We start from the raw sequence: 26370 nt of genomic DNA, 5'->3' as shown, positions 1-26370 counted from the left end.
TGTCCTACAGTGTCACCGCTGGCACGGATGACGGACGGTAGCCGGTGCGAATCCGGCCATGCGGGTGGGAAACACTCTTATCTGATTGCGACGCGCCAAAAGGTGGCGCGTTTTATTGTCGATGCTCACTTGGTGCGCAGTTTTGACTGGTCTGGCGCTGTCGGCGTATCAGCACTCGACCGCACTGACCGCCAATCCACCCCGTGAAGTTTCCTTATATTTGTCATGCATGTCGGCGCCGGTATCGCGCATGGTGCGGATCACCCGGTCCAGCGAAATAAAGTGCTGACCATCGCCGCGCAAGGCCATCTGCGCGGCGTTGATCGCCTTCACCGCCGCAATCGCGTTGCGTTCGATACACGGCACCTGGACGAGACCACCCACCGGATCGCAGGTCAGGCCGAGGTTGTGTTCCAGGCCGATTTCCGCCGCGTTGCACAACTGCTCCGGCGTGGCACCGAGCACTTCCGCCAGCCCCGCCGCCGCCATTGCACAGGCCGAACCGACCTCGCCCTGACAGCCGACTTCGGCACCGGAGATCGAAGCGTTCTTCTTGCACAGAATCCCCACCGCCGCCGCGCCGAGGAAATAATCCACCACGTTGGCGTCGGTCACCGCTTCGCTGAATTTCATGAAGTAGTGGAGCACCGCCGGAATGATCCCGGCCGCGCCGTTGGTCGGTGCCGTGACCATGCGCCCGCCGGCCGCGTTCTCTTCGTTCACCGCCAGGGCGAACAGGTTGACCCACTCCATGGCGCTGAGGGTCGAGCCGATCACGTTGGGCTTGTTCAATTCCTGAAGACTGCGGTGCAACTTGGCCGCACGCCGGCGCACATTAAGGCCGCCGGGCAGGATGCCTTCGTGCTTGAGGCCCTGCTCGACACAATCCTGCATCGCCCGCCAGAGCTTCATCAGCCCGGTGCGGATTTCCTCTTCGCTGCGCCAGACTTTTTCGTTGGCCATCATCAGTTCGGCCACGCGCAGGTTGTTCTGCTTGCATAGCTCCAGCAGTTCGACGGCGCTGGAGAAGTCATAGGGCAATTCGGTGCGATCCAGATCCACCACACCGCTGGACGCCTGCGCCTCATCGACGACAAAACCGCCGCCGACCGAATAGTAGGTGTCGCGATGAATCTCGCCGTGATCGCCTTCGGCAACCAGGGTCATGGCGTTGGGATGGAACGGCAGGTTCTCGTCGATCAGACGCATGTCGCGGGCCCATATAAAAGGCACCGACAATCGACCATCCAGTAAAAGGGTGTGGGTTTCGCGCAGGGCGTGGATCCGCGGGCCGATCTGCGACGGGTCGATCGCGTCCGGCCACTCGCCCATCAGGCCCATGATTACCGCGTTGTCGCTGCCGTGACCGACACCGGTGGCCGACAGCGAACCGAACAGTTGCACTTCGATCCGCCGAACCTGCTCCAGCAGGAATCTGTCGCGCAGCGACTCGACGAACAGCGCCGCGGCGCGCATCGGCCCGACGGTGTGAGAACTGGAGGGACCAATGCCGATTTTGAACAGGTCGAAAACGCTGATAGCCATTGATGCAGAGCTCCTGAGAGTGCCGGTCCGGGGTGTGAAGCGCCCGCTGGCGGAGCTGCTACGCTCAAGCTGCGATCCGCCGGAATGCCCGCATCATCAGGCTTTTCCCGGGTCGCACGGCGTCTGACACCGACGCACTCATGCCCACGAACGCCGTGCCGGTTTTCGCCCGTGTTTTCGCCGTTTTTATGCGGTTCAGATGGCCAAACAGGGCGGAAAAAAGCTGTAAACGACGTCACTGACACTGGATGCGACCATCCCTGTACTGGATACGACGCACCCTGTAGGCGTCAGATTTTCACTGGTACATGATCGTATCGACTCGATTGCAAGGCGCCGTGACAGAGCTGTCTCCAGAACGCCATCCAACCGCAACCTATAAGTGCGGTGGTCCAGTCGGAACACTGCCAAAAAAAACACCAAGGAGTCCATCCATGAAAGGTTCCCCGTCGTTGTTGTTGGCCGCCATGCTGAGTCTGCCGTTACTGGCTCAAGCCGCAGAACCGGCGCAGTGCAGTACCGTTAACTTCTCCGATGTCGGCTGGACCGACATCACCGCAACAACCGCGACCACCAGCGTGGTGCTCGACGCCCTCGGCTACAAGACCAAGACCACCATGATCTCCGTGCCGGTGACCTACAAGTCGCTGGCCGACGGCAAGAACATGGACGTGTTCCTCGGCAACTGGATGCCGACCATGGAAAACGACATCAAGGCCTACCGTGACGCCGGCACCGTGGAAGTGGTGCGCACCAACCTCAAGGGCGCCAAATACACCCTCGCCGTGCCGCAGGCGCTGTACGACAAGGGCCTGCATGACTTCGCCGACATCGCCAAATTCAAGAAAGAGCTCGACGGCAAGATCTACGGCATCGAGCCTGGCAACGACGGCAACCGTCTGATCCAGAGCATGATCGACAAGAACGCCTTCGGCCTGAAAGACGCCGGCTTCAAGGTCGTCGAATCGTCCGAGGCGGGCATGCTCTCGCAAGTCGACCGTGCGCAGAAACGCGACACCGCCGTGGTGTTCCTCGGCTGGGCGCCGCACCCGATGAACAAGCGCTTCAAGATTCAATACCTGACCGGCGGCGACGACTTCTTCGGCCCGGATTTCGGCGCCGCTACTGTCGCGACCAACACCCGCAAGGGCTACGTCGAGGAATGCAGCAACGTCGGTCAGTTGCTGAAAAATCTGGAGTTCACCGTCGACATGGAAAGCACCCTGATGGGCAACATCCTCGACGACAAGATGAAGCCTGACGCGGCCGCCAAGGCCTGGCTGAAAAAGAATCCACAGGTGCTCGATACCTGGCTCGCTGGCGTGACCACCATTGACGGTAAACCTGGCCTGGAGGCCGTGAAAGCCAAACTTGCTCAGTAATCGCTTATGCCGGGCGGGCCAGTCCCGCCCGGGCTGTTATTTCCTTGCATGCGGACGTTCACTACCATGCTGATTGATCAGAAAATCCCTTTAGGCCAGTACATCGCGGGCTTCGTTGAATGGTTGACGCAACACGGCGCCAGCACTTTCGACGCAATCGCCGTGACCCTGGAAACGATGATCCACGGCGTGACGTTTGCGCTGACCTGGTTCAACCCGCTGGTGTTGATCGGCCTCATCGCTCTGCTCGCGCACTTCATTCAACGCAAATGGGGCCTCACCGCCTTCGTGATCGCCTCCTTTCTGCTGATCCTCAACCTGGGGTACTGGCAGGAAACCATGGAAACCCTCGCCCAGGTCATGTTCGCGACCCTGGTCTGCGTGGTCATCGGCGTGCCGCTGGGCATCGTCGCCGCGCACAAACCGATGTTCTACACTTTGATGAGGCCGGTGCTCGATCTGATGCAGACCGTACCGACCTTCGTTTACCTCATTCCTACCCTGACCCTCTTCGGGCTGGGCGTGGTCCCGGGCCTGATCTCCACGGTGGTGTTCGCCATCGCTGCGCCGATCCGCCTGACCTACCTGGGCATCCGCGATGTCCCGGAAGAACTGATGGACGCCGGCAAGGCCTTCGGCTGCTCGCGTCGCCAACTGCTTTCACGGATCGAACTGCCCCACGCCATGCCGAGCATCGCAGCCGGCATCACCCAGTGCATCATGCTGTCGCTGTCGATGGTGGTGATCGCGGCACTGGTGGGCGCCGACGGACTCGGCAAACCGGTGGTCAACGCACTGAACACTGCTGATATCGCCCTGGGCTTCGAAGCGGGCCTGGCGATCGTACTGCTGGCGATCATGCTCGACCGTATCTGCAAACAACCCGACGCCAAAGTAGGGGGTGACGCATGAGCATAATCCGCTTCGACAACGTAGACGTTATCTTCGCCAAGGATCCGCGCGAGGCACTCAAGCTGCTGGATCAGGGCATGACCCGTAACGAGATCCTGAAAAAGACCGGGCAGATTGTCGGCGTTGAAAAGGCCAGCCTGGATATCGAGAAAGGCGAAATCTGTGTACTGATGGGTTTGTCCGGCTCCGGTAAATCCAGCCTGCTGCGCTGCATCAACGGCCTCAACACCGTGAGCCGCGGCAAGCTGTTCGTCGAGCACGAAGGCAAACAGATCGACATCGCCTCCTGCAGCCCGGCCGAACTGAAGATGATGCGCACCAAGCGCATTGCGATGGTGTTCCAGAAGTTCGCCCTGATGCCCTGGCTGACCGTACGCGAGAACATCAGCTTCGGTCTGGAAATGCAGGGCCGCCCCGAGAAAGAACGCCGCAAACTGGTGGATGACAAACTTGAGCTGGTAGGCCTGACCCAGTGGCGCAACAAGAAACCCAACGAACTGTCCGGCGGCATGCAACAGCGTGTGGGCCTGGCCCGCGCACTGGCGATGGACGCCGACATTCTGCTGATGGACGAACCGTTCTCGGCCCTCGACCCGCTGATCCGTCAGGGCCTGCAGGACGAATTGCTGGAACTGCAACGCAAGCTGAGCAAGACCATCGTGTTCGTGAGCCACGACCTCGACGAGGCGCTGAAACTGGGCAGCCGCATCGCGATCATGAAAGACGGCCGGATCATCCAGTACAGCGTGCCGGAAGAGATCGTGCTCAACCCTGCGGACGACTACGTGCGCACCTTCGTCGCCCATACCAATCCGCTGAACGTGCTGTGCGGTCGCAGCCTGATGCGCACGCTGGACAACTGCAAACGCATCAACGGCTCGGTATGCCTCGATCCGGGCGGCGATTCGTGGCTGGATCTGGCCGAAGGCAACACCATCAAGGGTGCACGCAAGAACGGCTCGGTACTCGACCTGCAGAACTGGGTGCCGGGACAAGCGGTGGAAGGCCTCGATCGTCGTCCGACACTGGTGGACTCGAACATCGGCATGCGTGACGCGTTGCAGATCCGTTACCAGACTGGCAACAAGCTGGTGCTGCACGACAACAACCATGTGGTGGGGATTCTCGGGGACAGCGAGCTGTATCACGCGCTGCTCGGCAAGAACCTGGGGTAAGGCGGGATGAAAAAAAGGGATCGCGGTGAGCGATCCCTTTTTTATTGGGCCAGGGAAAAAGCCCTCACCCTAGCCCTCTCCCAGAGGGAGAGGGAACCTACCGAGTTGCACTTCAAAACTACATCGACCTGAACTATCGAGTCGTACTCAGGCTTTGAAAAGCCCCCAATCTGCTCCCTTTCCCCCTCTCCCTAGGGGAGAGGGTTGGGGTGAGGGGGCTTTTGACTTTAGCTATACACCCGGCCAAGGAGCTGCCGATGGCTTTCAAACTGATCGAGCACATCGCGAGTGATCTGGTCCTGCGTGAAGCCCATCAGGTCGTAATCCTGGCTGCCGTTGTGCAGATACACCTCGGCGCGGTAGTAACGCTGGCGCGCTTCATCGGACTGGGCCGATTCGGTCGGGGTCGCCAGGTAGCCGTCCAGGCTCACTTCGTAGACAAAAGGGTTGCCCTCTTCCATCTCGACGCGCACGCCCATGCAGCGCTTGGATTTACCCAGCAGTGTCTGCACTTCCAGACCCTGGGCACGCAGCTGTGCAGCCGCATCGTCCAGCGCCGGCGTGACGTGTTTGTCCATGAAACGCTGCACCACCGACTGGCTCGGTTGCAGATCCAGTTGAGTCAGGCGCTCGCTGAAACCACGACGGCCGCGCTCAGCCAGTTGCGCCTGCTCCTGTTCGATCTGCATGTCCTGGCGCATCGCCTTGTGCAGGCCGAACATGAAGCACACCAGCACCACCGAGAACGGCAGACCGGCCAGCACCACCATGGTCTGCATGGCTTCGAAGTTACCGGCGAACAGCAGGCCGATGGTCACCAGAGTGATCACGACCGACCAGAAGATCCGCAGCCAGTGCGGCGCGTCTTCATCGACAGTGCCGCCCTTGCAGGAAAGGTTGGCCATCATTACCGCGCCGGAGTCGGCCGGGGTCAGGAACAGCACGAAACCTACGAAGATCGACACACCGATGACGACTTTCGACGCCGGGTAGTGTTCCAGCAACTGATAGATCGCCATCGACGGCTGTTCCAGCGCCGTCTTGCCGAGTTCCACCGCACCGTGGTTCATCACCAGGTCCAGCGCCGAGTTACCGAAGATCGACAGCCACGCCAAAGTGAAGCCCAGCGGAATCAGCAGCACGCCGGCCACAAGTTCACGCACGGTACGGCCACGGGAAATACGCGCGATGAACATGCCTACGAATGGCGCCCAGGAAATCCACCACGCCCAGTAGAACAGAGTCCACAGGCCCAGCCAGCGGTCGGACTTGGCACTGTCGCCTTCATAGACGTACAGGTCGAAGGTCTTCATGACCACGCCGTTGAGGTAGTCGCCGATGTTCTGCACGAAGCCGTTGAGCAGGTGCAGGGTCGGGCCGAACAGCAGCACGAAAATCAGCAGGCCGCTGAACAGGATGATGTTGAGGTTGGACAGACGACGGATGCCGTTTTCCACGCCGGACACGGCAGCGATGGTCGCCACGGTGCTCATCACGATGATCACGATCAGCAGGTTGGTGTTGCTGTGCTCCATGCCGAACAGGTTTTCCAGGCCCGAGGACACTTGCAGCGAGCCGATCCCCAGGTTGGTCACCAGACCCAGCAGGGTCACGAACATGCCGAAGCCGTCTACCGCATGACCCGCAGCGCCCTTGACCCAACGCTCGCCCACCAGCGGGTACAGCGCCGAACGCAGTGCCAGCGGCTGGTTGTGACGGTAAGCGAAATAAGCCACGGCCAGACCGACCAGTGCGTAGATCGCCCAGCCGTGCAGGCCCCAGTGCAGGAAGGTCAGCTGGACAGCCTGACGTGCTGCCAGGTTGGTGGCCGACGCGCCTTCCGGCGGGTTGAAGTAGTGATCCAGCGGCTCGGACGCGCCGAAGTACAGCAGCGAAATACCGATACCCGACGAGAACAGCATCCCCGCCCAGGCGCCGTAGCTGAAATCAGGGGTGTCGTCCTTGCTACCCAGTTTGAGTTTGCCGTAGGAGGAAAACGCCAGGCCCACCACGAAAACGAGGTAAGCGGCGATCACCACCATGTAGTACCAGCCGAAGCTGCGGGACAACCAGGCCTGAGCCACTCCCAACATTCTGCCGGCCTCTTGCGGGGCGATGATCAGAATGGCGGTCAACAACAGAATCAGCACGGTAGAGGTGTAGAACACCCAACCGTTGACCGTCACCTTCTCGGGCGGGGTCTTTATAAGCGAGGCAGAACTCATGGCACAAATGCTCCAGGCAGTGCGAGAGAAGAACACAAGGCAACACGGAACCCGACCAATCGGTTAGTTGGCAGCCGACCGGCGGGTGATATAAAGACACCCCGAAAAAAGCCCGAACCTGCAGAGATGGCACCGCGAATCGCCGTCGTGGCCGAGGTCCGGACGTTCATCCGAAACCTGGCCTCGAGCGTCTTGCCCATTCAACACGTCCATCGAACGTCGAACCGCGCCTTGCCCCGCGCAGGTTTCGAGCATTTTCGGATGTCGGTTTATCGCCACTTACTCGTAGGAAAAATCTGTAGGCAGCGACGATTTGTCGCAGATCTTATTCTTTGTTGATTGAACGTTCAATCAAAACAAAATAGACTGGCCCTCAATCCGATCGGCGTTTATCGCTCGTCGGAAGGCCTAAGGAGATGTGCAAGATGCCCAAGGTCGGTATGCAACCCATCCGCCGCCAACAACTGATCGAAGCCACTTTGCAGGCCGTCGATCAGGTCGGAATGGGGGACGCCAGCATTGCGCTGATCGCCCGTCTGGCCGGTGTCTCGAATGGCATCATCAGTCACTATTTTCAGGACAAGAACGGCCTGATTGCCGCCACGATGCGGTATCTGATGAGCGTCCTCAGCGAGAACGTCACCGCGCGCCGTCAGGCGCTGGCAGACAGCAGCCCCCGGGCGCATCTGCAGGTGATCATCGAAGGCAACTTCGACGCCAGCCAGGTCAATGGCCCGGCAATGAAAACCTGGCTGGCCTTCTGGGCCACCAGCATGCACCAGCCGTCTTTGCACAGGTTGCAGCGGATCAACGATCACCGTCTGTATTCCAACCTGTGCTGCGAGTTCCGCCGTGTGTTGCCGCTCGAAGATGCGCGCAGCGCCGCCCGTGGACTGGCAGCTCTGATTGACGGCTTGTGGTTACGCGGCGCGCTGTCGGGAGACGCTTTCGACACTGCGCAGGCGCAACAGATCGCTTACGAATACATGGATTTCCAATTGGCCAAGAAGGTGAGCTAGAGCACACAGAAAACGCTCGGCCCCTGAACGCCACCGCAGCCTGATCGCGGTGGTCAACGCCAACCACTTATGCACTTGCGAGGACACTATGGCCCGTTTCGAACTGCAAAAACTCTACATCGATGGCGCGTACTCCGACGCCGGCAGCGATGCCACCTTCGAAGCCATCAACCCGGCTAACGGTGAAGTCCTCGCACAAGTGCAACGTGCGACCAAGGAAGACGTCGAGCGCGCTGTCGTCAGCGCCGAAAAAGGCCAGAAGATCTGGGCCGCGATGACCGCCATGGAGCGTTCGCGCATCCTGCGTCGCGCCGTCGACATCCTGCGCGAGCGCAACGATGAACTGGCTGCCCTGGAAACCCTGGACACCGGTAAAGCCTTCTCCGAAACCAAATACGTCGACATCGTCACCGGCGCCGACGTGCTGGAATACTACGCAGGCCTGGTACCCGCCATCGAAGGCGAGCAGATCCCGCTGCGTGACACCGCATTCGTCTACACCCGTCGCGAGCCGCTGGGCGTGGTTGCCGGTATCGGCGCGTGGAACTACCCGATCCAGATCGCCCTGTGGAAATCCGCTCCAGCCCTGGCGGCCGGTAACGCGATGATCTTCAAGCCGAGCGAAGTCACCTCGCTGACCACCCTGAAACTGGCCGAAATCTACACCGAAGCCGGCGTTCCAAACGGCGTGTTCAACGTCCTGACCGGCAGCGGCCGTGAAGTCGGCACCTGGCTGACCGAGCACCCGCGCATCGAGAAAATCTCCTTCACCGGCGGCACCGACACTGGCAAAAAAGTAATGGCCAGCGCTTCGGCTTCGTCGCTCAAAGACGTGACCATGGAACTGGGCGGCAAGTCCCCGCTGATCATCTGCGACGACGCCGACCTGGATCGCGCCGCCGACACCGCCATGATGGCCAACTTCTACAGCTCCGGTCAGGTCTGCACCAACGGCACTCGCGTATTCGTGCCGAGCCACCTGAAAGCCGCTTTCGAAGCCAAGATCGTCGAGCGCGTTGCGCGCATCCGCGTTGGCAACCCGGAAGACGAAAACACCAACTTCGGCCCGCTGGTCAGCTTCGCTCACATGGAAAACGTGCTGGGCTACATCGCCAAGGGTAAAGAAGAAGGCGCTCGCGTTCTGTGCGGCGGCGACCGTCTGACCGACGGCGAATTCGCCAAAGGCGCGTTCGTGGCACCGACCGTGTTCACCGACTGCACCGACGACATGACCATCGTCCGTGAAGAAATCTTCGGCCCGGTAATGGCGATCCTGACCTACGAAACCGAAGAAGAAGTGATCCGCCGCGCCAACGACACCGACTTCGGCCTGGCCGCCGGTATCGTCACCCGCGACCTGAACCGCGCCCACCGCGTGATTCATCAACTGGAAGCCGGTATCTGCTGGATCAACGCCTGGGGCGAGTCCGACGCAAAAATGCCGGTCGGCGGTTACAAGCAGTCGGGCGTTGGTCGTGAGAACGGCATCAGCTCGCTGAACAACTTCACTCGCATCAAATCGGTACAGGTCGAGCTGGGCGATTACGTCTCGGTGTTCTAAGACCCGCGTCTTGTATTGCCTGCGAGGGCCTCTTCGCGGGCAAGCCCGCTCCCACAGGTTTGTGTGTCGCCCATCAAATCCGTGGCAACTCCCAATCCTTGTGGGAGCTGGCTTGCCAGCGATTCGAGTGCACAGCACTCGCCGAGGCCCCGACCTGACCACATCTAAAGAGGGTGCATTCAATGTCCCAGGAATTCGATTACATCATTGTGGGTGCCGGTTCTGCCGGTAACACCCTGGCGACCCGTCTGACTGAAGACGAAGGCGTCACCGTCCTGCTGCTCGAAGCGGGCGGCCCGGACTACCGCATGGACTTCCGCACGCAGATGCCGGCCGCACTGGCCTTCCCGCTGCAGGGCCGTCGCTACAACTGGGCGTACGAAACCGATCCGGAACCGTACATGGACGGTCGTCGCATGGAATGCGGTCGCGGCAAGGGCCTCGGCGGTTCCTCGCTGATCAACGGCATGTGCTACATCCGCGGCAACGCGATGGACTACGACGGCTGGGCAAAGCTGCCAGGCCTGGAAGACTGGACCTACCTCGACTGCCTGCCGTACTTCCGTAAAGCGGAAACCCGCGACATCGGCCCGAACGACTACCACGGTGGCGAAGGTCCGGTCAGCGTGACCACGCCGAAGGCTGGCAACAACCCGCTGTTCCACGCCATGGTTGAAGCCGGCGTGCAGGCCGGTTACCCGCGCACCGAAGACTTGAACGGCTACCAGCAGGAAGGCTTCGGCCCGATGGACCGCACCGTGACGCCGAAAGGCCGTCGTGCTTCCACCGCCCGTGGTTATCTGGACGTGGCCAAGAAGCGTTCGACCCTGACCATCGTCACTCACGCCCTGACTGACAAGGTTCTGTTCGAAGGCAAACGCGCCATCGGCGTACGTTACCTGGTCGGCACTGCCGAAGAGCGCGTTGAAGCCCGCGCCCGCAAAGAAGTCATCGTCTGCTCCGGCGCAATCGCCTCGCCGCAACTGCTGCAACGCTCCGGCGTCGGCCCGGCGAAACTGCTGGAAAGCCTCGACATCCCGGTCGTTCACGATCTGCCGGGCGTCGGCGAAAACCTGCAGGATCACCTCGAGCTGTACCTGCAATTCGCCTGCACCCAACCGGTCTCGCTGTACCCGTCGCTGCTCTGGTACAACCAGCCGGCCATCGGTGCCGAGTGGCTGTTCAACGGCACCGGCATCGGCGCCAGCAACCAGTTCGAAGCCGGCGGTTTCATCCGCACCCGTCCGGAATTCGAATGGCCGAACATCCAGTACCACTTCCTGCCGGTAGCGATTAACTACAACGGCAGCAACGGCGTACAAGAGCACGGTTTCCAGGCGCACATGGGTTCCATGCGTTCGCCGAGCCGTGGTCGCATCCAGGTCAAATCCAAGGATCCGCGCCAGCACCCGAGCATCCTGTTCAACTACATGGCCACCGAGCAGGACTGGCAGGAATTCCGCGACGGCATCCGCCTGACCCGTGAAATCATGCAACAGCCTGCACTGGACGCCTTCCGTGGCCGCGAAATCAGCCCGGGCATCGAAGTGCAAACCGATGAGCAGCTGGACAAGTTCATCCGCGAGCACGCCGAAACCGCGTTCCACCCGTCCTGCTCGTGCAAGATGGGCACCGACGAGATGGCGGTCGTGGACGGCCAGGGCCGCGTGCATGGCATGCAGGGTCTGCGTGTGGTCGACGCCTCGATCATGCCGATCATCACCACCGGCAACCTGAACGCCCCGACGATCATGATGGCCGAGAAAATCGCCGACAAGATCCGTGGCCGTCAGCCACTGCCACGCAGCAAGGCGCCGTACTACGTCGCCGGCGATGCGCCGGTGAAAGGCAAGGCACTGCGTGATGTGAGTGCTGTTGCTCAGTAAGTCGTGATACCGGGCGGTGATCGTTCCCATGCAATGTGGGAACGATCAGCCGACTCAAAGCAGTAAATTCTCCTACACCCCCTCTTCACTTGATCCTACCCCCACGCAGGCCTACTCTAGTCCTCGCGCAATCGTTTCACCCCTCCCCGCCGAATCCGCTTCGCCGCTACTCCCATAACAAGGAGGTTCCCTGATGTTCGATTTCCACCCCCAGCTCAAGCAGCGCTTCGCTGCCTTGCGCACGGGCGCCGAGTTTTTTTCCTTGCGATACGTACGCGAGTCCGGCCAGTACCTGTCGGTGCGCAAGAACGTCGCCGAACCGCCGAGCCTGAGCCGCGACGAAGGCGCGATGCTCACCGTTCGCGTCAACGGCGTCGAAGCCTACGCCGCGACCAATGACCTGTCGCAACAAGGCCTGCAAGCCGCCCTCGAGCGCGCCGAACAGCAGGCCCGGCGGATCAAGCCCCACGCCCTGCTCGACCTGAGCCAGCAGCCGGTGTCCAGCGACCGCGCCGACTACTTTTCACCCAATCTGCAACAACCCTTCCCGTCCCTGAGCGAATGCTTCGAGCTGCTCGGCGCGGAATCCGCCTCGGTGCCAAAGGATGAGCGCCTGGTGAATTGGGAAGTGAGCATCGGCATCACCCACGTCGAACAGATCTACCTGAGCAGCGCCGGGGCCGAATTGCGCCAGGCCCAGCGCTTCGTCTACCCGGGCCTGGACGTCACCGCCTACGACGGCAACGACAGCCAGACCCGCAGCCTCGGCCGCGAGAACTTCGGCCAGCAGGGCGGCGCCGACGTGATCAGCCGTTGCGGCCTGATCGGTGCCGGTCCGCAAGTCGCCGATCAGGCGCTGCAACTGCTGCTCGCACCCAATACGCCGCAAGGTCCGCGTGACCTGTTGCTGATGCCCGACCAGATGATGCTGCAGATCCACGAATCCATCGGCCACCCGCTGGAACTGGACCGGATTCTCGGCGACGAGCGCAACTACGCCGGCACCAGCTTCGTCAAAGCCTCGGATTTCGGCAGCCTGCAATACGGCTCGAAGCTGCTCAACGTGACCTTCGATCCGGACATTCCCGAAGAGCTGGCGAGCTATGGCCACGATGACGACGGCACGGCTGCCAGCAAGCAGTTCCTGATTCGCGAAGGTCTGCTGGTGCGGCCATTGGGCGGTGCCCTGTCGCAATTCCGCGCGGGTCTGGACGGCGTCGCCAACAGCCGCGCCTGCGGCTGGAACCGACCGCCGATCGACCGCATGGCCAACCTCAATATCGAGCCGGGCGACCAGTCGCTGGAGCAACTGATCGGCGGCATCGAAAACGGCATCCTGATGAGCACCAACCGTTCGTGGTCGATCGACGACGCGCGGAACAAATTCCAGTTCGGCTGCGAATGGGGCCAGTTGATTGAAAACGGCGAACTCAAAGGCGTGGTGAAAAACCCGAACTACCGGGGCATTTCCGCGCACTTCTGGAAGAGCCTGCGCGCAGTCGGCAACGCCGGCACCACCCGGGTGCTGGGCACACCGAACTGCGGCAAGGGCGAACCGAACCAGGTGATCCGCGTCGGCCACGCTTCGCCGGCCTGCGTGTTCAGCAATGTTGATGTGTTTGGGGGAGACGCCTGATGAGTATTTCCAAGAGCCAGGTCGAGGCCTTCAAGGTGCTGGTCAACTGGCTGCGCGATGCCGTGCGCGAGCCGGAACAATTCACGCTGAGTTACGACGCCGAGTCGTCGGCCTTCGTCCGCTTCAATCACGCCAAGGTGCGTCAGGCCGGGCAAGTGCAACAAGCCGGTATCGGTCTGAAACTGATCGACGACGGGCGCCATGCCGATCTGCACATCACCCTGTCCGGCGAACAGGCAACCGACCTGCAACGCCTGGCCGAAGGCCTGCAACAACTGCGCGAAACCCTGCCGCTGCTGCCGCAGGATCCCTATCTGCTGCTCAACCACAACGGCTGGCAGAGCCAGAACGTGCAGGAACATCCGCTGCCGGACACCGAGCAGGTGGTCGCTGAAATTGCCGAGGCGGCTGAAGGTCTGGATCTGGTCGGTTTCTATGCCGCAGGTCCCATCAGCCGTGGTTTCGCCAGTTCTTCAGGGGCGTTCGGCTGGCATCAGGCCAACAGCTTCAACTTCGACTTCAGCCTGTTCCACGAGAACGGTGAAGCGGTGAAAGCCAGCTATGCCGGGCACGAGTGGAGCAGCGAAGGTTTCGCCAAGCGTTTCCAGCAGGCCCGCGAGCAGCTTGAGTTTCTCGGTCGTCCGCTGCGCACCCTGCCACCGGGACAATACCGCGCCTACCTGGCACCGGCAGCCCTGGAAGAAATCATGGGCATGCTGTGCTGGGGCGGTTTCTCGGCGCAGTCGATTGCCAGCAAGAGCAGCCCGTTGCAGAAGCTGTATGCCGGCGATCAGGTGTTCAGTCCGCTGGTGTCCCTCGACGAAAAAGTCAGCGGCTCGCTGAGCCCGGCGTTTTCCGGTGAAGGTTATCCGCGCAGCGATCTGCGGTTGATCATCGAAGGCAAGGCGGGTGACCAGTTGGTGGGTTCGCGCAGTGCTGCTGAATACGGCCTGACAGCCAACGGTGCCGGCGGTGGCGAATCGCCGAGCGCGCTGAACATGGGCGCCGGTGATCTGCCGCAAGCGGAGATTCTCAAGCAACTGGGCACCGGGCTGTACATCAGCAACCTGTGGTACCTGAACTTCTCGGATCAACCGGCGGCGCGCCTGACCGGCATGACCCGGTTTGCCACGTTCTGGGTCGAGAACGGCGAGATTCAGGCGCCGGTCAGCACCATGCGTTTCGACGACAGTGCCTACAGCCTGCTGGGTTCGCAGCTGGAAGCGTTGACTGCCGAGCGTGAGTTGCTGCTGTCGGCAAGTACCTACAGCCAGCGCAATACCTCGTCGGCGTTGCTGCCGGGGGCGCTGGTGAGCCGATTGACCTTGACCCTGTAAACCCCGGATCAGCGGAACACCGCAGATCTACTGTGGGAGCGGGCTTGCTCCGGGCGGAGATCCGACGAAGAGGCCACTTCATTCAACATTGATGTCGACTGATTTACCGCTTTCGCGAGCAAGCCCGCTCCCACATTGACCGTGCTCGACCATGGATATGCATTAACTCCAACCACAAGAGGTTCCATGCCCAACCGCCCGCCTCTCGACGCCATCACCGCCCGCTGGTTGCCGTGGGTCGTCGCCATCGCTTTCTTCATGCAGTCCCTCGACGGGACCATCCTCAACACCGCCCTGCCGGCCATGGCCAGGGATCTGGCCGAAGACCCGTTGCGCATGCAGGGCGTAGTCATCGCCTACATGCTCACCGTGGCGTTGCTGATTCCGGCCTCGGGCTGGATCGCCGACCGCTTCGGCACCAAGAAGATCTTCTTCGGCGCGATCCTGCTGTTCAGCATCGGCTCGCTGCTCTGTGCCCTGTCGAGCAGCCTGACCATGCTGGTCGGCGCCCGGGTCATTCAGGGTCTGGGCGGCGCGTTGATGCTGCCGGTCGGGCGATTGGTGGTGCTGCGCGCCTACCCGCGTTCTGAACTTGTGCGGATCATGGGCTTCATCACCATTCCCGGCCTGCTCGGCCCGCTGATCGGCCCGACCATGGGCGGCTGGATGGTGCAATACCTGACGTGGCACTGGATCTTCCTGATCAACCTGCCGGTCGGCGTCATCGGCTGCTATGCGGTGTGGAAGTTCATTCCCGACCTGCGCGGCACCGAGCGCACACGCTTCGATAGCCTGGGTTTCCTGCTGTTCGGCGCGGCGATGATTCTGATCACCATCGCCATGGAAGGCCTTGGCGAATTGCATCTGCCGCACCTGCGGGTGATGTTGCTGCTGTTTGGTGGCATGGCCTGTCTGGCCGCGTACTGGCTGCGCGCCGGGCGGGTCGAGAATCCGTTGTTCGCGCCTTCGCTGTTCAAGACCCGGACGTTTGCGGTGGGGATCATCGGCAACCTGTTCGCCCGCCTGGGCAGCGGTGCGTTGCCGTTTCTGGTGCCGTTGCTGCTGCAGGTGGCGCTGGGTTATTCACCGTCGCAGGCCGGGATGAGCATGCTGCCGCTGGCCGCCGCAGCGATGTTTGCCAAGTGGATGGCGCGGCCGCTGATCGAACGTCTCGGCTATCGCATCGTTTTGACCGGCAACACGCTGGCGTTGGGAATCATGCTGGCGAGCATGGGCCTGGTCAGCGAGCAGACACCGTATTGGCTGCTGTTGTGCCTGCTGGCGATTCTCGGCGCGATCAACTCGCTGCAATTCACCGCGATGAACACCGTGACCCTGATCGATCTCGACGACGCCAGCGCCAGCAGCGGCAACAGCCTGCTGTCGGTGGTTGCGCAATTGTCGCTGAGTCTCGGGGTCGCCTGCGCCGGTGCCTTGCTCGGCGGCTTCACGGCGGAAATCGGCAATGATGGCGTTGAAACCGTGCTGGGCGCGTTCCAGCTGACGTTCGTCACCGTGGGTGTCATGGCGATGCTGGCGGCGACCATCTTCTCGCAACTCTCGAAAGAGGACGGGCGGCGCGTCAAACGTCCCGATGAACATCCGGACGAACACATCGAACATTAACCGCTGTTCGTCCAGAACTTTCGAGGAAAGTGGCACGGGGCTGCTACACTGCGCGACATTTTGTTTTGCAGGCCAGTCCCGTGACCACCATCGCCACCGCTTTTAATACTTTGCCGCTGTCCGCCGCCATGCTGGCTAACCTCGAATCTCTCGGTTATGCCCAGATGACGCCGATCCAGGCGCAGAGCTTGCCGGTGATCCTCAAGGGGATGGACCTGATCGCCCAGGCCAAGACCGGCAGCGGCAAGACCGCCGCGTTCGGCATCGGCCTGCTGAACCCGATCAATCCGCGCTACTTCGGTTGCCAGGCGCTGGTCATCTGCCCGACCCGCGAGCTGGCCGACCAGGTCGCCAAGGAAATCCGTCGTCTGGCCCGTGCCGAAGACAACATCAAGGTCCTGACCCTGTGCGGCGGCGTGTCGTTCGGTCCACAGATCGCCTCGCTGGAGCACGGCGCGCACATCATCGTCGGCACCCCGGGGCGCATCCAGCAGCACCTGCGCAAGGGTTCGCTGGTCCTCGACGGCCTGAACACGCTGATCCTCGACGAAGCCGACCGCATGCTCGACATGGGTTTCTACGACGCCATCGAAGACATCATCGAGCAGACCCCGACCCGCCGTCAGACCCTGCTGTTCTCGGCGACCTATCCGGTGGGCATCAAGCAACTGGCGTCGAAGTTCATGCGCGACCCGCAGACGGTCAAGGCCGAAGCGTTCCACGACGACACCCAGATCGAGCAACGCTTCTACGAGATTTCCCCGGAAGAGCGCATGAGCGCGGTGACCAAGGTCCTGCACCACTTCCGCCCTGCCTCCACCGTGGCGTTCTGCTTCACCAAGCAGCAAGTGCAGGAAACCGTCGATCACCTGACCTCCAAGGGCATTTCCGCCGTCGGCCTGCACGGCGATCTGGAACAGCGTGACCGCGACCAGGTACTGGCGATGTTCGCCAACCGCAGCACTTCGGTGCTAGTGGCCACCGACGTCGCCGCCCGTGGCCTGGACATCGATTCGCTGGACATGGTGATCAACGTCGAGCTGGCCCGTGATTCGGAAATCCACATTCACCGCGTCGGCCGTACCGGTCGTGCCGGCGAGAAAGGCATCGCGGTCAGCCTGGTGGCGCCGTCGGAAGCGCACCGCGCCCAAGCCATCGAACAACTGCAGAAAACCCCGCTGAACTGGGATCAGGTGGACAACCTGAAATCCCAGGGTGGTGCCCCGCTACAACCGCCGATGAGCACGCTGTGCATCGCCGGCGGGCGCAAGGACAAGGTGCGTCCGGGCGACATTCTCGGTGCACTGACCGGTGAAGCCGGGATTCCGGGCACGCAGGTCGGCAAGATCGCGATCTTCGACTTCCAGTCCTACGTGGCCGTCGAGCGCACCGTGGTCATGCAGGCGCTGCAGCGCTTGAACAACGGCAAGATCAAGGGTCGTTCGCTGCGCGTTCGCGTTTTGTAAGCGATCTTCCACCCAAGGAAGATCCCCTGTGGGAGCGAGCCTGCTCGCGATGGCGGACTGTCAGCCAACAACTATGTTGCATGTGCCGACCACATCGCGAGCAAGCTCGCTCCCACATTGGTTTCCGGTGAATTTGAATTTTGTGTGAGGACACCGTTTTGCGCTCTACCGAAGTCGTGATCATTGGCGCTGGCGCCGCAGGGTTGATGTGTGCACTGACCGCCGCCGGGCGCGGGCGTCAGGTGTTGCTGCTCGACCACGCGAACAAGGCCGGCAAGAAAATCCTGATGTCCGGCGGTGGGCGCTGCAACTTCACCAACATGTACACCGAACCGGGCAATTTCCTCTCGCAGAATCAGCACTTCTGCAAATCCGCCCTGGCCCGCTATACCCAGTGGGATTTCATCGGCATGGTCGCCAAGCACGGCGTGCCCTATCACGAGAAGAAACTCGGCCAGCTGTTCTGCGATAACAAATCCAGCGACATCCTCGGCATGCTGCTGGACGAGTGCGATCAGGTCGGCGTCAACCTGCACCTCGACACTTCGATCCAGACCATCGAAAAAGTCGAAGGTGGTTACCTGCTCGACACCACCCTCGGCCAGATCCAGTGCCAGTCGCTGGTGATTGCCACCGGAGGCCTGTCGATCCCGACGCTGGGCGCCACCGGTTTCGGTTATCAGGTCGCCAAGCAATTCGGTCATGACCTGCTGCCGACCCGTGCCGGGCTGGTGCCGTTCACCATCACCGATCAGCTCAAGGAACTGTGCACCGAACTGTCCGGCACCTCGGTGGATTGCCTGGTGAGCTGCAACGACCAGAGCTTTCGCGAAAACATCCTGTTCACTCACCGCGGCCTCAGCGGCCCGGCGATTCTGCAGATTTCCTCGTTCTGGGAGCCGGGCGACACGGTCGAGATCAACCTGCTGCCCGATCACGACGCGGCGAGCTGGCTGCAACAGCAAACTGCCGAGCGCCCGAACAGCGAACTGAAAACCCTGCTCGGGGAAATCTTCACCAAGAAGATGGCCAACCTGCTGGCGGACAACTGGTTCGTCTCCAAACCGATGAAGCAGTACACCCATGCCGAACTGGCGGACATCGCCGAGAAACTCGGCAGCTGGAAAGTCGTCCCGGCCGGCACCGAAGGCTACCGCACCGCCGAAGTCACCCTCGGCGGCGTCGATACCCGGGAAGTGTCGTCCAAGACCATGGAATCGCTGAAAAGCCCGGGGCTCTACTTCGTCGGCGAAGTACTGGACGTCACCGGGCACCTGGGCGGTTTCAACTTCCAGTGGGCCTGGGCTTCCGGCTACGCCGCCGCGCAGTACGTCTGAAAATATCAAACTGTGGGAGCGAGCCTGCTCGCGATAGCGGTGTGTCAGTCACAAAAGTATCAACTGACAGACTGCAATCGTCGGATCGCCGCCCGGAGCAAGCTCGCTCCCACATTTGTTATCGCTGAAGCTGTAGGGAACACTTTTTGCTGTCAGATGTGATCGGCGCCATTGCGTCGGCGTCATTACTGGCTCAATTTAGCGGCATCGCCTCGGAAGGCCTTCGCACTTCATGTCCTCGACCTCGTTTCGTCAGTCTTTGCGGCGCCTGTGGGCGCTGGATAAATTCAGCTACAGCGTGCGGGTGTTCATCGCCCTGACCGGCAGCATGGCGCTGTGCTGGTATCAGGATGAAATGGGGCTGCTGATCCCGCTGTTCCTCGGGATCATCGCCAGCGCCCTGGCCGAGACCGACGACAGTTGGCAGGGCCGTCTCAACGCACTGGCGGTGACGCTGGTGTGTTTCAGCGTTGCGGCGCTGTCGGTGGAATTGCTGTTCCCCTACCCCATCGTGTTCGTCATCGCTTTGGCACTGGCCAGTTTCGGCCTGACCATGCTCGGTGCGCTCGGCGAGCGTTACGGGGCGATTGCCTCGGCGACCCTGATTCTTTCCGTCTACACCATGATCGGCGTGGACCAGCGCGGCGGCGCGGTCACGGATTTCTGGCACGAACCGATGCTGCTGGTGGCCGGTGCCGCGTGGTATGGCTTGCTGTCGGTTTTGTGGCAGGCGATGTTTTCCAACCAGCCGGTGCAGCAGAGTCTGGCGCGGCTGTTCCGTGAATTGGGTTATTACCTGAAGCTGAAAGCCTCGTTGTTCGAGCCGATCCGTCAGCTGGACGTCGAAGCGCGGCGCTTGGAACTGGCCCAGCAAAACGGCCGTGTCGTCGCAGCCCTGAACAGCGCCAAGGAAATCATTCTCCATCGGGTCGGCAACGGTCGCCCCGGCTCGAAAGTCAGCCGCTACCTGAAGCTGTACTTCCTCGCCCAGGACATTCACGAACGCGCCAGTTCTTCGCACTACCCTTACAACGCACTGGCCGAGGCGTTTTTCCACAGCGACGTGCTGTTCCGCTGTCAGCGCCTGCTGCGCCAGCAAGGCAAGGCCTGTCGGGCGCTGGCTGAATCGATCCAGATGCGCCAGCCGTTCATCTACGACGCGACATTCGCCGAAGCCCTGAGTGACCTGCACGCTTCCCTCGAACACCTGCGCATCCAGAGCAACCCGGCCTGGCGCGGGCTGCTGCGTTCGCTGCGGGCACTGGCGGCCAACCTCGGCACGCTCGACCGTTTGCTCAGCGATGCCAGCAATCCGGATGCGCTGGCCGATGCCACCGACAGCAGCCTGCTCGACCGTTCGCCGCGCAACTTCAAGGATGTGCTGACGCGTCTGCGCACCCAACTCACGCCGACGTCACTGTTGTTCCGCCATGCCTTGCGCCTGCCGCTGGCGCTGAGCATCGGTTACGGCATGGTGCATCTGATTCACCCGTCGCAGGGTTACTGGATCATCCTCACCACGCTGTTCGTCTGCCAGCCGAACTACGGCGCCACCCGGCGCAAACTCGGCCAGCGGATTCTCGGCACCGCCATCGGCCTGACCATCGCCTGGGCGCTGTTCGATCTGTTCCCGAGCCCGCTGGTGCAGTCGTGCTTCGCCATCGCCGCCGGCGTGGTGTTCTTTACCAACCGCACCACCCGCTACACCGTGGCGACCGCTGCCATCACGATCATGGTGCTGTTCTGCTTCAACCAGGTCGGCGACGGCTACGGGCTGTTCGTGCCGCGCCTGTTCGATACCCTGCTCGGCAGCCTGATCGCAGGCCTGACGGTGATCCTGTTCCTGCCGGACTGGCAGGGTCGGCGCCTGAACAAAGTGCTGGCCAACACCCTGACCTGCAACAGCATCTATCTGCGCCAGATCATGCAGCAATACGCCGCCGGCAAGAGCGACGACCTCGCCTACCGCCTCGCCCGGCGCAACGCGCACAACGCCGACGCAGCACTGTCGACCACGCTGGCGAACATGCTGATGGAGCCGGGGCATTTCCGGAAAGAGGCCGATGTCGGTTTCCGTTTCCTGGTGCTGTCACACACCTTGCTCAGTTATCTGTCAGGCCTCGGCGCACACCGGGAAACCCAGTTGCCGGCCGAGGTGCGTGAGCATCTGATCGATGGCGCGGGCGTGAAACTGGCCAGCAGCATCGACGAGATCGCCCAGGGTCTGGCGAGCAAACAGCCGATTGCGATCCAGAGCGATGAAGAAGAAGCGTTGGCCAATGAACTGGAGCAGATGGCGGACGAGATCGACGAAGGCCAGCGACTGGTGCAGACGCAACTGGCGCTGATCTGCCGTCAGCTAGGCCCGTTGCGGACGCTGGCGGCGCACTTGATCAAGGACACCGCCGAGGATTGAGCCGCTTCACATGCCATGCTGCCTGAGCAACTTGTCATAGCTGCCATCGGCCTTCATCGCCGCAATCGCCTTGTCGAACCCGGCCACGATCTGTTCGTGCTCCGGGTTCTTCAGGCTGACCAGAATGTGCAGGCTGTTCTCGCTCAGGGGCTTGGGCAGAAACTCCACGGCGTTGCGCACTTTCGGTGATTCACGGGCCAGGTAATAACGGGCGACGTATTCGTCTTCCAGGGTCAGCTTGACCCGGTCCGCCGCCAGCATGCGCACGGCCATCGCGAAGTTATGCACAGGAACTTTCTGCAGCGCGGTGTCGGCATCGAACGGCGCCGAATAGGCATAGCCGCGCACTACCGCAATCGGATAGGTGTGCAGTTCCTGCAGGTTGTTGTATTCGATGGGCGTGTCTTTGCGCTTGAGAAAACGCACGCGGTTGAGCAGGTACTCGTCGGAAAACTGCCCCAGCTTCGTGCGCTCGTCGTTGTACCAGGCGTTGACCAGCACGTCGTAACGCCCCTCGCCAACCCCGAGCAGCGCCCGCGCCCATGGCACCTGTTCGTAATCGCTGGCATAACCTGCCCGGGCCAGAGCCGTACTGACAATGTCCGTGGCCAGCCCACCGTTGACCAGCGTGTCATCGGTAAACGGCGGCCAGACGTCGAAGACCAGACGCAATTTCTCCGCTGCAGCGCTTTGACCCAGCAACAGCAATCCGATCAAAGCCAACGCTCGATGCAATCGCGGCATGCTTGAAAATCCTTAGCGGGCGGGCCGCCCGGCGTGTTTTCAGTCAAAACCCCAAGGCCCCGTACCGGCGAATCCCAGGCCCTAACATTAGCTCATTGAAGCCGTTGCACAGCGCTTCTCAGCAGATTACACAAAGAAGTCGGCGGCGCGAGAAAGGAATGATGGCATTTTGGCCTTCGTCACAGATTATTGCGCCATACAGACATATTTCGACGGTGCGCTTAGTATCGGGCGACGTTGTTCAAGGAATCGGAAGATGACAATCGAGTGGGTCTGCAAACATCACAGCGATCTGGGACTGGAGCAGCTGTACGCCATTTTGAAATTGCGCTCGGAAGTGTTCGTGGTCGAACAGCGCTGCGCCTACCTGGATCCGGACGGTCAGGATCTGGATGGCGACACCTGCCACCTGATGGGCTGGGACGGTGATCAACTGGTGGCGTACCTGCGTCTGCTGGACCCGGAATCCCAGGGAGGCGATGTGGTGATCGGCCGCGTGCTGACGGCGCCGGCCGGGCGTGGCAAGGGGTTGGGACATGAAATGATGGAACAGGCGCTGAAGCAGGCCGAAAAGCGTTGGCCTGAGGTGCCGATCTATCTGTCGGCCCAGGCGCATTTGCAGGGGTATTACGGGCGGTACGGGTTTGTCGTGGCGGGTGAGGAATATCTGGAGGATGACATTCCGCATATCGGGATGCGGCGTTCCTGAAAAGCCCCTCACCCTAACCCTCCCGAAACGTCGGACCGCCCGGAGGGAGAGGGGACTGACCGCGTTGTCTTGCGCTATACCCCGACCTGAACGAGCTAGGCGACTATGGATTCAACAGCATTCGTTCAAGTCGGCGAATCTCTCCAATGTCCCCCAATCGGCCCCCTCTCCCTCCGGGCGGTCCGACGTTTCGGGAGGGCTGGGGTGAGGGCAACGATCCAGAGCCGATTCCACAACTCAGGGATATTCCAGAACCGCCTTGATCTGCCGCAAATTGCGCTCGATCCACCCCCGATCAATCGCCCCCCACTCACGAATCCGATAGCGCCCCGCATGGTTGCGCGCGCCCTCTTCCTGTTCGAACTCGCAGACGATATCCAGATCCGCCAGCGCCGCAATAGTGTCCTGCGCCGTGCGCCGGGGCATGCCGGTGACGTCGGTCAGCGCCGGTACGCTGCTGGCCAGGCCGCTGTCGATCAGATACGCCACGTACAAGCGCCGGTAGAAACTGCTCTTGGTCTTGCTCACGTCCATGCATGCACTCCGCTGTTTGATGTCTTATTGCAGGTCCCGCCACGTCAGGTACACCCGCAGATCGAACTCGATCTGGTGATAGCCCGGCAGCATGTGCTCACATAATTGATAGAACGCCTTGTTGTGATCCGACTCCTTGAAGTGCGCCAGTTCATGCACGACGATCATCTTCAAAAATTCAGGCGCGGCCTCCTTGAACAGCGAGGCGATGCGGATCTCTTTCTTGGCCTTGAGCTTGCCGCCCTGCACCCGCGACACCGTAGTGTGCAGGCCGAGTGCGCGGTGGGTCAGGTCGAGGCGGTTGTCGAACAGAACCTTGTCGATGGCCGGGGCGTTGCGCAGGTATTCCTGCTTCAAATCGAGCGCGTAGCCGTACAACGCCTTGTCACTCTGCACATCGTGGCGGCCCGGATAGCGTTGGCTCAGGTAATCACCGAGGCGATCTTCGGCAATCAATTGGCGCACCTGATCCTGCAATTGCGCGGGATAGGCCTGGAGGTATTTCAACGCAGTCATGGGGCGGCACGGGTCATGAAAAGGCCGCCAGTGTAGCGAATTCAACCGGCCAACGCGCTCCAGTCGAACGGCTCGGCGAAGCGCGTCGCGTCCTCGGCGACCAACGGCCGCGCCACCAGGAAGCCTTGCACGTACTCACACCCGTGGGCTTGCAGCCATTGATATTGCTCGACGGTTTCCACGCCTTCGGCAATCACCAGCAAGCCGTATTCCTTGCACAGATCAATGACAGTGCGCACCAGCGAGGCATCCCGGGACGAGTCCGGCAATCGGGCGATCAGGTGGCGATCGAGCTTGAGCGTATCCAGCTCCAGATCCCGCAGATGCGACAGCGAGCAGGACCCGGAGCCGAAATCGTCCAGCGCCACCCGCACCCCGAGATTGCGCAGCAGCTTCAGTTGTTTGCGGGTCTCGTCCGGGTTGATCGTCAGCGCCTCTTCGGTCACTTCCACTTCCATCTGATGCGGTTGCAAACCATGGCGCTCCAGCACCTGGCGTAACTCGGTCACCAGATTCGGCAAACCAAACTGGGTATTGCTCAGGCTCACCCCAAGCACCAGATCCCTGGAAAATTCGGACTCCCAGGCCTTACGCTGCCCGGCGCTGCGGTGATAGATCCAGCTGCCGAGCCGGCTGATCAACGTCGCCTCTTCCAGCAACGGCAGGAACAACCCCGGCGGCACGTCGCCGACACTCGGATGCTGCCAGCGCAGCAACGCCTCGAAACCGCGAATCCGGCCGTCGCCAATCGCCACCTGTGGCTGATACACCAGATTGAAATCGCGGTTCTCGATGGCGTTACGCACGCTCTCTTCCAGCATCAGCCGCGAGCGAGCGCGGCCGTTCATCTCATGATCGTAGAAGCGATATTGCTGACGCCCGGCACGCTTGGCTTCGTACATGGCGATGTCCGAGGCGCGCATCAAACCGTCGAGGTTGTTGCCGCAATCCGGGTACGTGGCGATGCCGATACTGGCGCCAAGGGCGATGTCCATGCCTTCAATCTGCTGACAGATCGACACCCGTTCGATGAGCTTTTCGGCAATCTTCGCCGCTTGTTCGGGGAATTCCAGATCCAGCAGCGCGGTGAACTCGTCACCGCCCATCCGCGCCAGAATGTCGAACGGTCGCAGGCAGGCTTTCAGTTGTTCGGAAACCCAGCGCAGCACCCGGTCGCCGGCGTCGTGGCCGAGAGAATCGTTGACCCGTTTGAAGCCATCGAGATCGAGGTACATCAGCACCCAACTGCTGTCACTGCGCTCACCGCGCAACAGCAGGTTTTCCACAGTCTGGTAAAAGCCACGACGATTGAGCAGCCCGGTCAACGGATCGGTGACAGCCTGAAATTCCAGCTGCTGATGCAGATGACGCACCACCGACATGTCCAGCACCGTTACCACCATCGCATGCTGCTCGCTCGGCAGCGGCGCGCAGGACAGCGCCACCGGCACTTGCTGGCCTGGCGCGGTACGCAGCAACGCGTCGTGTAAGCGCAGCGTCTCGCCCCGTTTGTAACTGGCATAAAACTCGGAATCGGCCCACAGCGGAATGTGCGGTTTCTGCAGGTAATCGAGAAACTCCTGCCCTTCCAGTTCCTTCACCGGCGCATTGAGCAAACGGGAAATCGCCGGGTTGGCAAAGCGGATCAAGCCATCCTCGGCCAGCACCAGAATGCCTTCGGCGGCGTTATCCAGCACCGATGCATTGAAGGCCCGCGCCGATTCCAGATCCTGACTCAGGCGCTGCAACGCCCGGCGATTGCGCTGGTGCTCCAGCAACGCCTGGACCTTGGGCTTGAGAATCTGCGGGTCGAAAGGTTTGAACAGGTAATCCACCGCACCACTGGCATAGCCCTTGATCACGGCGTCCTGGGACTGTTCGTTGGCGGTAAGGAAAATGATTGGAGTGAGCCGCGTTCGCTGGCTGCCACGCATCAGGCGTGCGACTTCGAAACCGTCCATGCCCGGCATCTGCACATCCAGCAGCACCAGGTCGATGTCGTGTTCGAGCAACAGGCTGAGGGCTTCGAAACCGGAAGCCGCGGTCATGACCTGCCAGTCCTGGCGCTGCAGCAACGCGCGCATGCTGATCAGATTTTCAGGGTAATCATCAACGATCAAAAGGACGGAGCTGCCTTCACCTGGCTGGGTTTGCGCGCATTCCATGCTGCTTCTCTTGTCGGGACATCCAATCGGGACGCGGCCGGTTTCTCGTGAAAACCGTACTGTTACTGAGCCTTCACTCTAGTCCTGGATCCGAAAAAGCAGTAGCTGTCATCAGGCCATCATTTAACCAAACCGGTAAGTAGCCGACTAACGGTCATCGCTGCAGCCCCCGAAAACCG

General features: G+C 61.3%; 19 protein-coding genes. 13 read left to right on the top strand and 6 right to left on the bottom strand.

Annotation, left to right across the window (positions count from 1 at the left end):
• Nucleotides 1–168: 168 nt before the first annotated feature.
• Nucleotides 169–1545, bottom strand: a complete 1377-nt coding sequence (locus OQ248_RS12955) for an L-serine ammonia-lyase (RefSeq protein WP_265813025.1) — start codon at nt 1543–1545, stop codon at nt 169–171.
• Nucleotides 1546–1979: 434 nt separating this feature from the next.
• Between OQ248_RS12955 and OQ248_RS12950 the strand changes: the two genes are divergently transcribed.
• The 3 genes from OQ248_RS12950 to choV all read left to right on the top strand — a co-directional run bounded on the left by OQ248_RS12950 (nt 1980) and on the right by choV (nt 5014).
• On the top strand, nt 1980–2927 hold the full coding sequence (locus OQ248_RS12950; protein WP_169432241.1) for a choline ABC transporter substrate-binding protein: 948 nt from the start codon (nt 1980–1982) through the stop codon (nt 2925–2927).
• Between the two features lie 66 nt (nt 2928–2993).
• Complete coding sequence (gene choW, locus OQ248_RS12945; protein ID WP_085709139.1) at nt 2994–3839, top strand: choline ABC transporter permease subunit; 846 nt, start codon at nt 2994–2996, stop codon at nt 3837–3839.
• On the top strand, nt 3836–5014 hold the full coding sequence (gene choV, locus OQ248_RS12940; RefSeq protein WP_085709138.1) for a choline ABC transporter ATP-binding protein: 1179 nt from the start codon (nt 3836–3838) through the stop codon (nt 5012–5014). The genes choW and choV overlap by 4 nt, the downstream gene beginning before the upstream one ends.
• Nucleotides 5015–5241: 227 nt before the next feature.
• Here the strand turns inward: choV and betT are convergent, their stop codons facing one another.
• Nucleotides 5242–7239 carry a choline BCCT transporter BetT gene (gene betT / locus OQ248_RS12935; RefSeq protein WP_085709137.1) on the bottom strand — a complete coding sequence of 666 codons (1998 nt, stop codon included), beginning with the start codon at nt 7237–7239 and terminating at the stop codon, nt 5242–5244.
• A 425-nt stretch (nt 7240–7664) separates the two neighbouring features.
• On the opposite strand from betT, the gene betI reads away from it, so the two are divergent.
• The 9 genes from betI to yccS all read left to right on the top strand — a co-directional run bounded on the left by betI (nt 7665) and on the right by yccS (nt 21523).
• Nucleotides 7665–8258 (top strand): transcriptional regulator BetI, encoded by a 594-nt coding sequence (betI, locus tag OQ248_RS12930; protein WP_085731629.1) that lies wholly within the window; start codon nt 7665–7667, stop codon nt 8256–8258.
• Between the two features lie 88 nt (nt 8259–8346).
• On the top strand, nt 8347–9819 hold the full coding sequence (betB, locus tag OQ248_RS12925) for a betaine-aldehyde dehydrogenase (RefSeq protein ID WP_096817745.1): 1473 nt from the start codon (nt 8347–8349) through the stop codon (nt 9817–9819).
• Nucleotides 9820–10001: 182 nt separating this feature from the next.
• On the top strand, nt 10002–11705 hold the full coding sequence (gene betA, locus OQ248_RS12920; protein ID WP_265813024.1) for a choline dehydrogenase: 1704 nt from the start codon (nt 10002–10004) through the stop codon (nt 11703–11705).
• A gap of 193 nt (nt 11706–11898) precedes the next feature.
• Nucleotides 11899–13341, top strand: coding sequence for a TldD/PmbA family protein (locus OQ248_RS12915; RefSeq protein WP_265813023.1), 1443 nt, complete (start codon nt 11899–11901; stop codon nt 13339–13341).
• Nucleotides 13341–14678 (top strand): TldD/PmbA family protein, encoded by a 1338-nt coding sequence (locus tag OQ248_RS12910; RefSeq protein ID WP_265813022.1) that lies wholly within the window; start codon nt 13341–13343, stop codon nt 14676–14678. The genes OQ248_RS12915 and OQ248_RS12910 overlap by 1 nt, the downstream gene beginning before the upstream one ends.
• Before the next feature lie 186 nt (nt 14679–14864).
• Entirely contained in the window at nt 14865–16304 is a 1440-nt protein-coding gene (gene mdtD / locus OQ248_RS12905) for a multidrug transporter subunit MdtD (protein ID WP_085709132.1), read from the top strand.
• An 80-nt stretch (nt 16305–16384) separates the two neighbouring features.
• Complete coding sequence (dbpA, locus tag OQ248_RS12900; protein ID WP_085709131.1) at nt 16385–17770, top strand: ATP-dependent RNA helicase DbpA; 1386 nt, start codon at nt 16385–16387, stop codon at nt 17768–17770.
• A gap of 158 nt (nt 17771–17928) precedes the next feature.
• Nucleotides 17929–19107, top strand: coding sequence for an NAD(P)/FAD-dependent oxidoreductase (locus tag OQ248_RS12895; protein WP_265813021.1), 1179 nt, complete (start codon nt 17929–17931; stop codon nt 19105–19107).
• 232 nt (nt 19108–19339) lie between these two features.
• Entirely contained in the window at nt 19340–21523 is a 2184-nt protein-coding gene (gene yccS / locus OQ248_RS12890) for a YccS family putative transporter (protein WP_134828362.1), read from the top strand.
• 6 nt (nt 21524–21529) lie between these two features.
• Here yccS and OQ248_RS12885 read toward each other — a convergent pair whose 3' ends face one another.
• Nucleotides 21530–22267, bottom strand: coding sequence for a transporter substrate-binding domain-containing protein (locus OQ248_RS12885; protein ID WP_085709128.1), 738 nt, complete (start codon nt 22265–22267; stop codon nt 21530–21532).
• Between the two features lie 256 nt (nt 22268–22523).
• On the opposite strand from OQ248_RS12885, the gene OQ248_RS12880 reads away from it, so the two are divergent.
• On the top strand, nt 22524–22976 hold the full coding sequence (locus tag OQ248_RS12880) for a GNAT family N-acetyltransferase (protein WP_011336314.1): 453 nt from the start codon (nt 22524–22526) through the stop codon (nt 22974–22976).
• Nucleotides 22977–23213: 237 nt separating this feature from the next.
• On the opposite strand, the gene OQ248_RS12875 is transcribed toward OQ248_RS12880, so the two are convergent.
• From OQ248_RS12875 to OQ248_RS12865, 3 genes are read right to left on the bottom strand one after another with little or no spacing between them, the layout of a single operon-like run.
• A complete protein-coding gene (locus tag OQ248_RS12875) occupies nt 23214–23510 on the bottom strand; it encodes a winged helix-turn-helix domain-containing protein (RefSeq protein WP_008033286.1) in 297 nt (98 codons plus the stop codon).
• Nucleotides 23511–23534: 24 nt separating this feature from the next.
• Entirely contained in the window at nt 23535–24026 is a 492-nt protein-coding gene (locus OQ248_RS12870; protein ID WP_265813020.1) for a M48 family metallopeptidase, read from the bottom strand.
• Nucleotides 24027–24067: 41 nt separating this feature from the next.
• The gene (locus tag OQ248_RS12865; protein WP_265813019.1) at nt 24068–26191 is read right to left on the bottom strand and encodes an EAL domain-containing protein; all 2124 of its coding nucleotides are present in this window, start codon (nt 26189–26191) and stop codon (nt 24068–24070) included.
• Between the last annotated feature and the right edge of the window lie 179 nt (nt 26192–26370).

Source organism: Pseudomonas sp. COW5 (genome assembly GCF_026240005.1).
GTDB lineage: Bacteria > Pseudomonadota > Gammaproteobacteria > Pseudomonadales > Pseudomonadaceae > Aquipseudomonas > Aquipseudomonas kribbensis.
The sequence above is the reverse complement of the archived record's forward strand: the minus strand, read 5'-3'. Positions and strand labels throughout refer to the sequence as shown.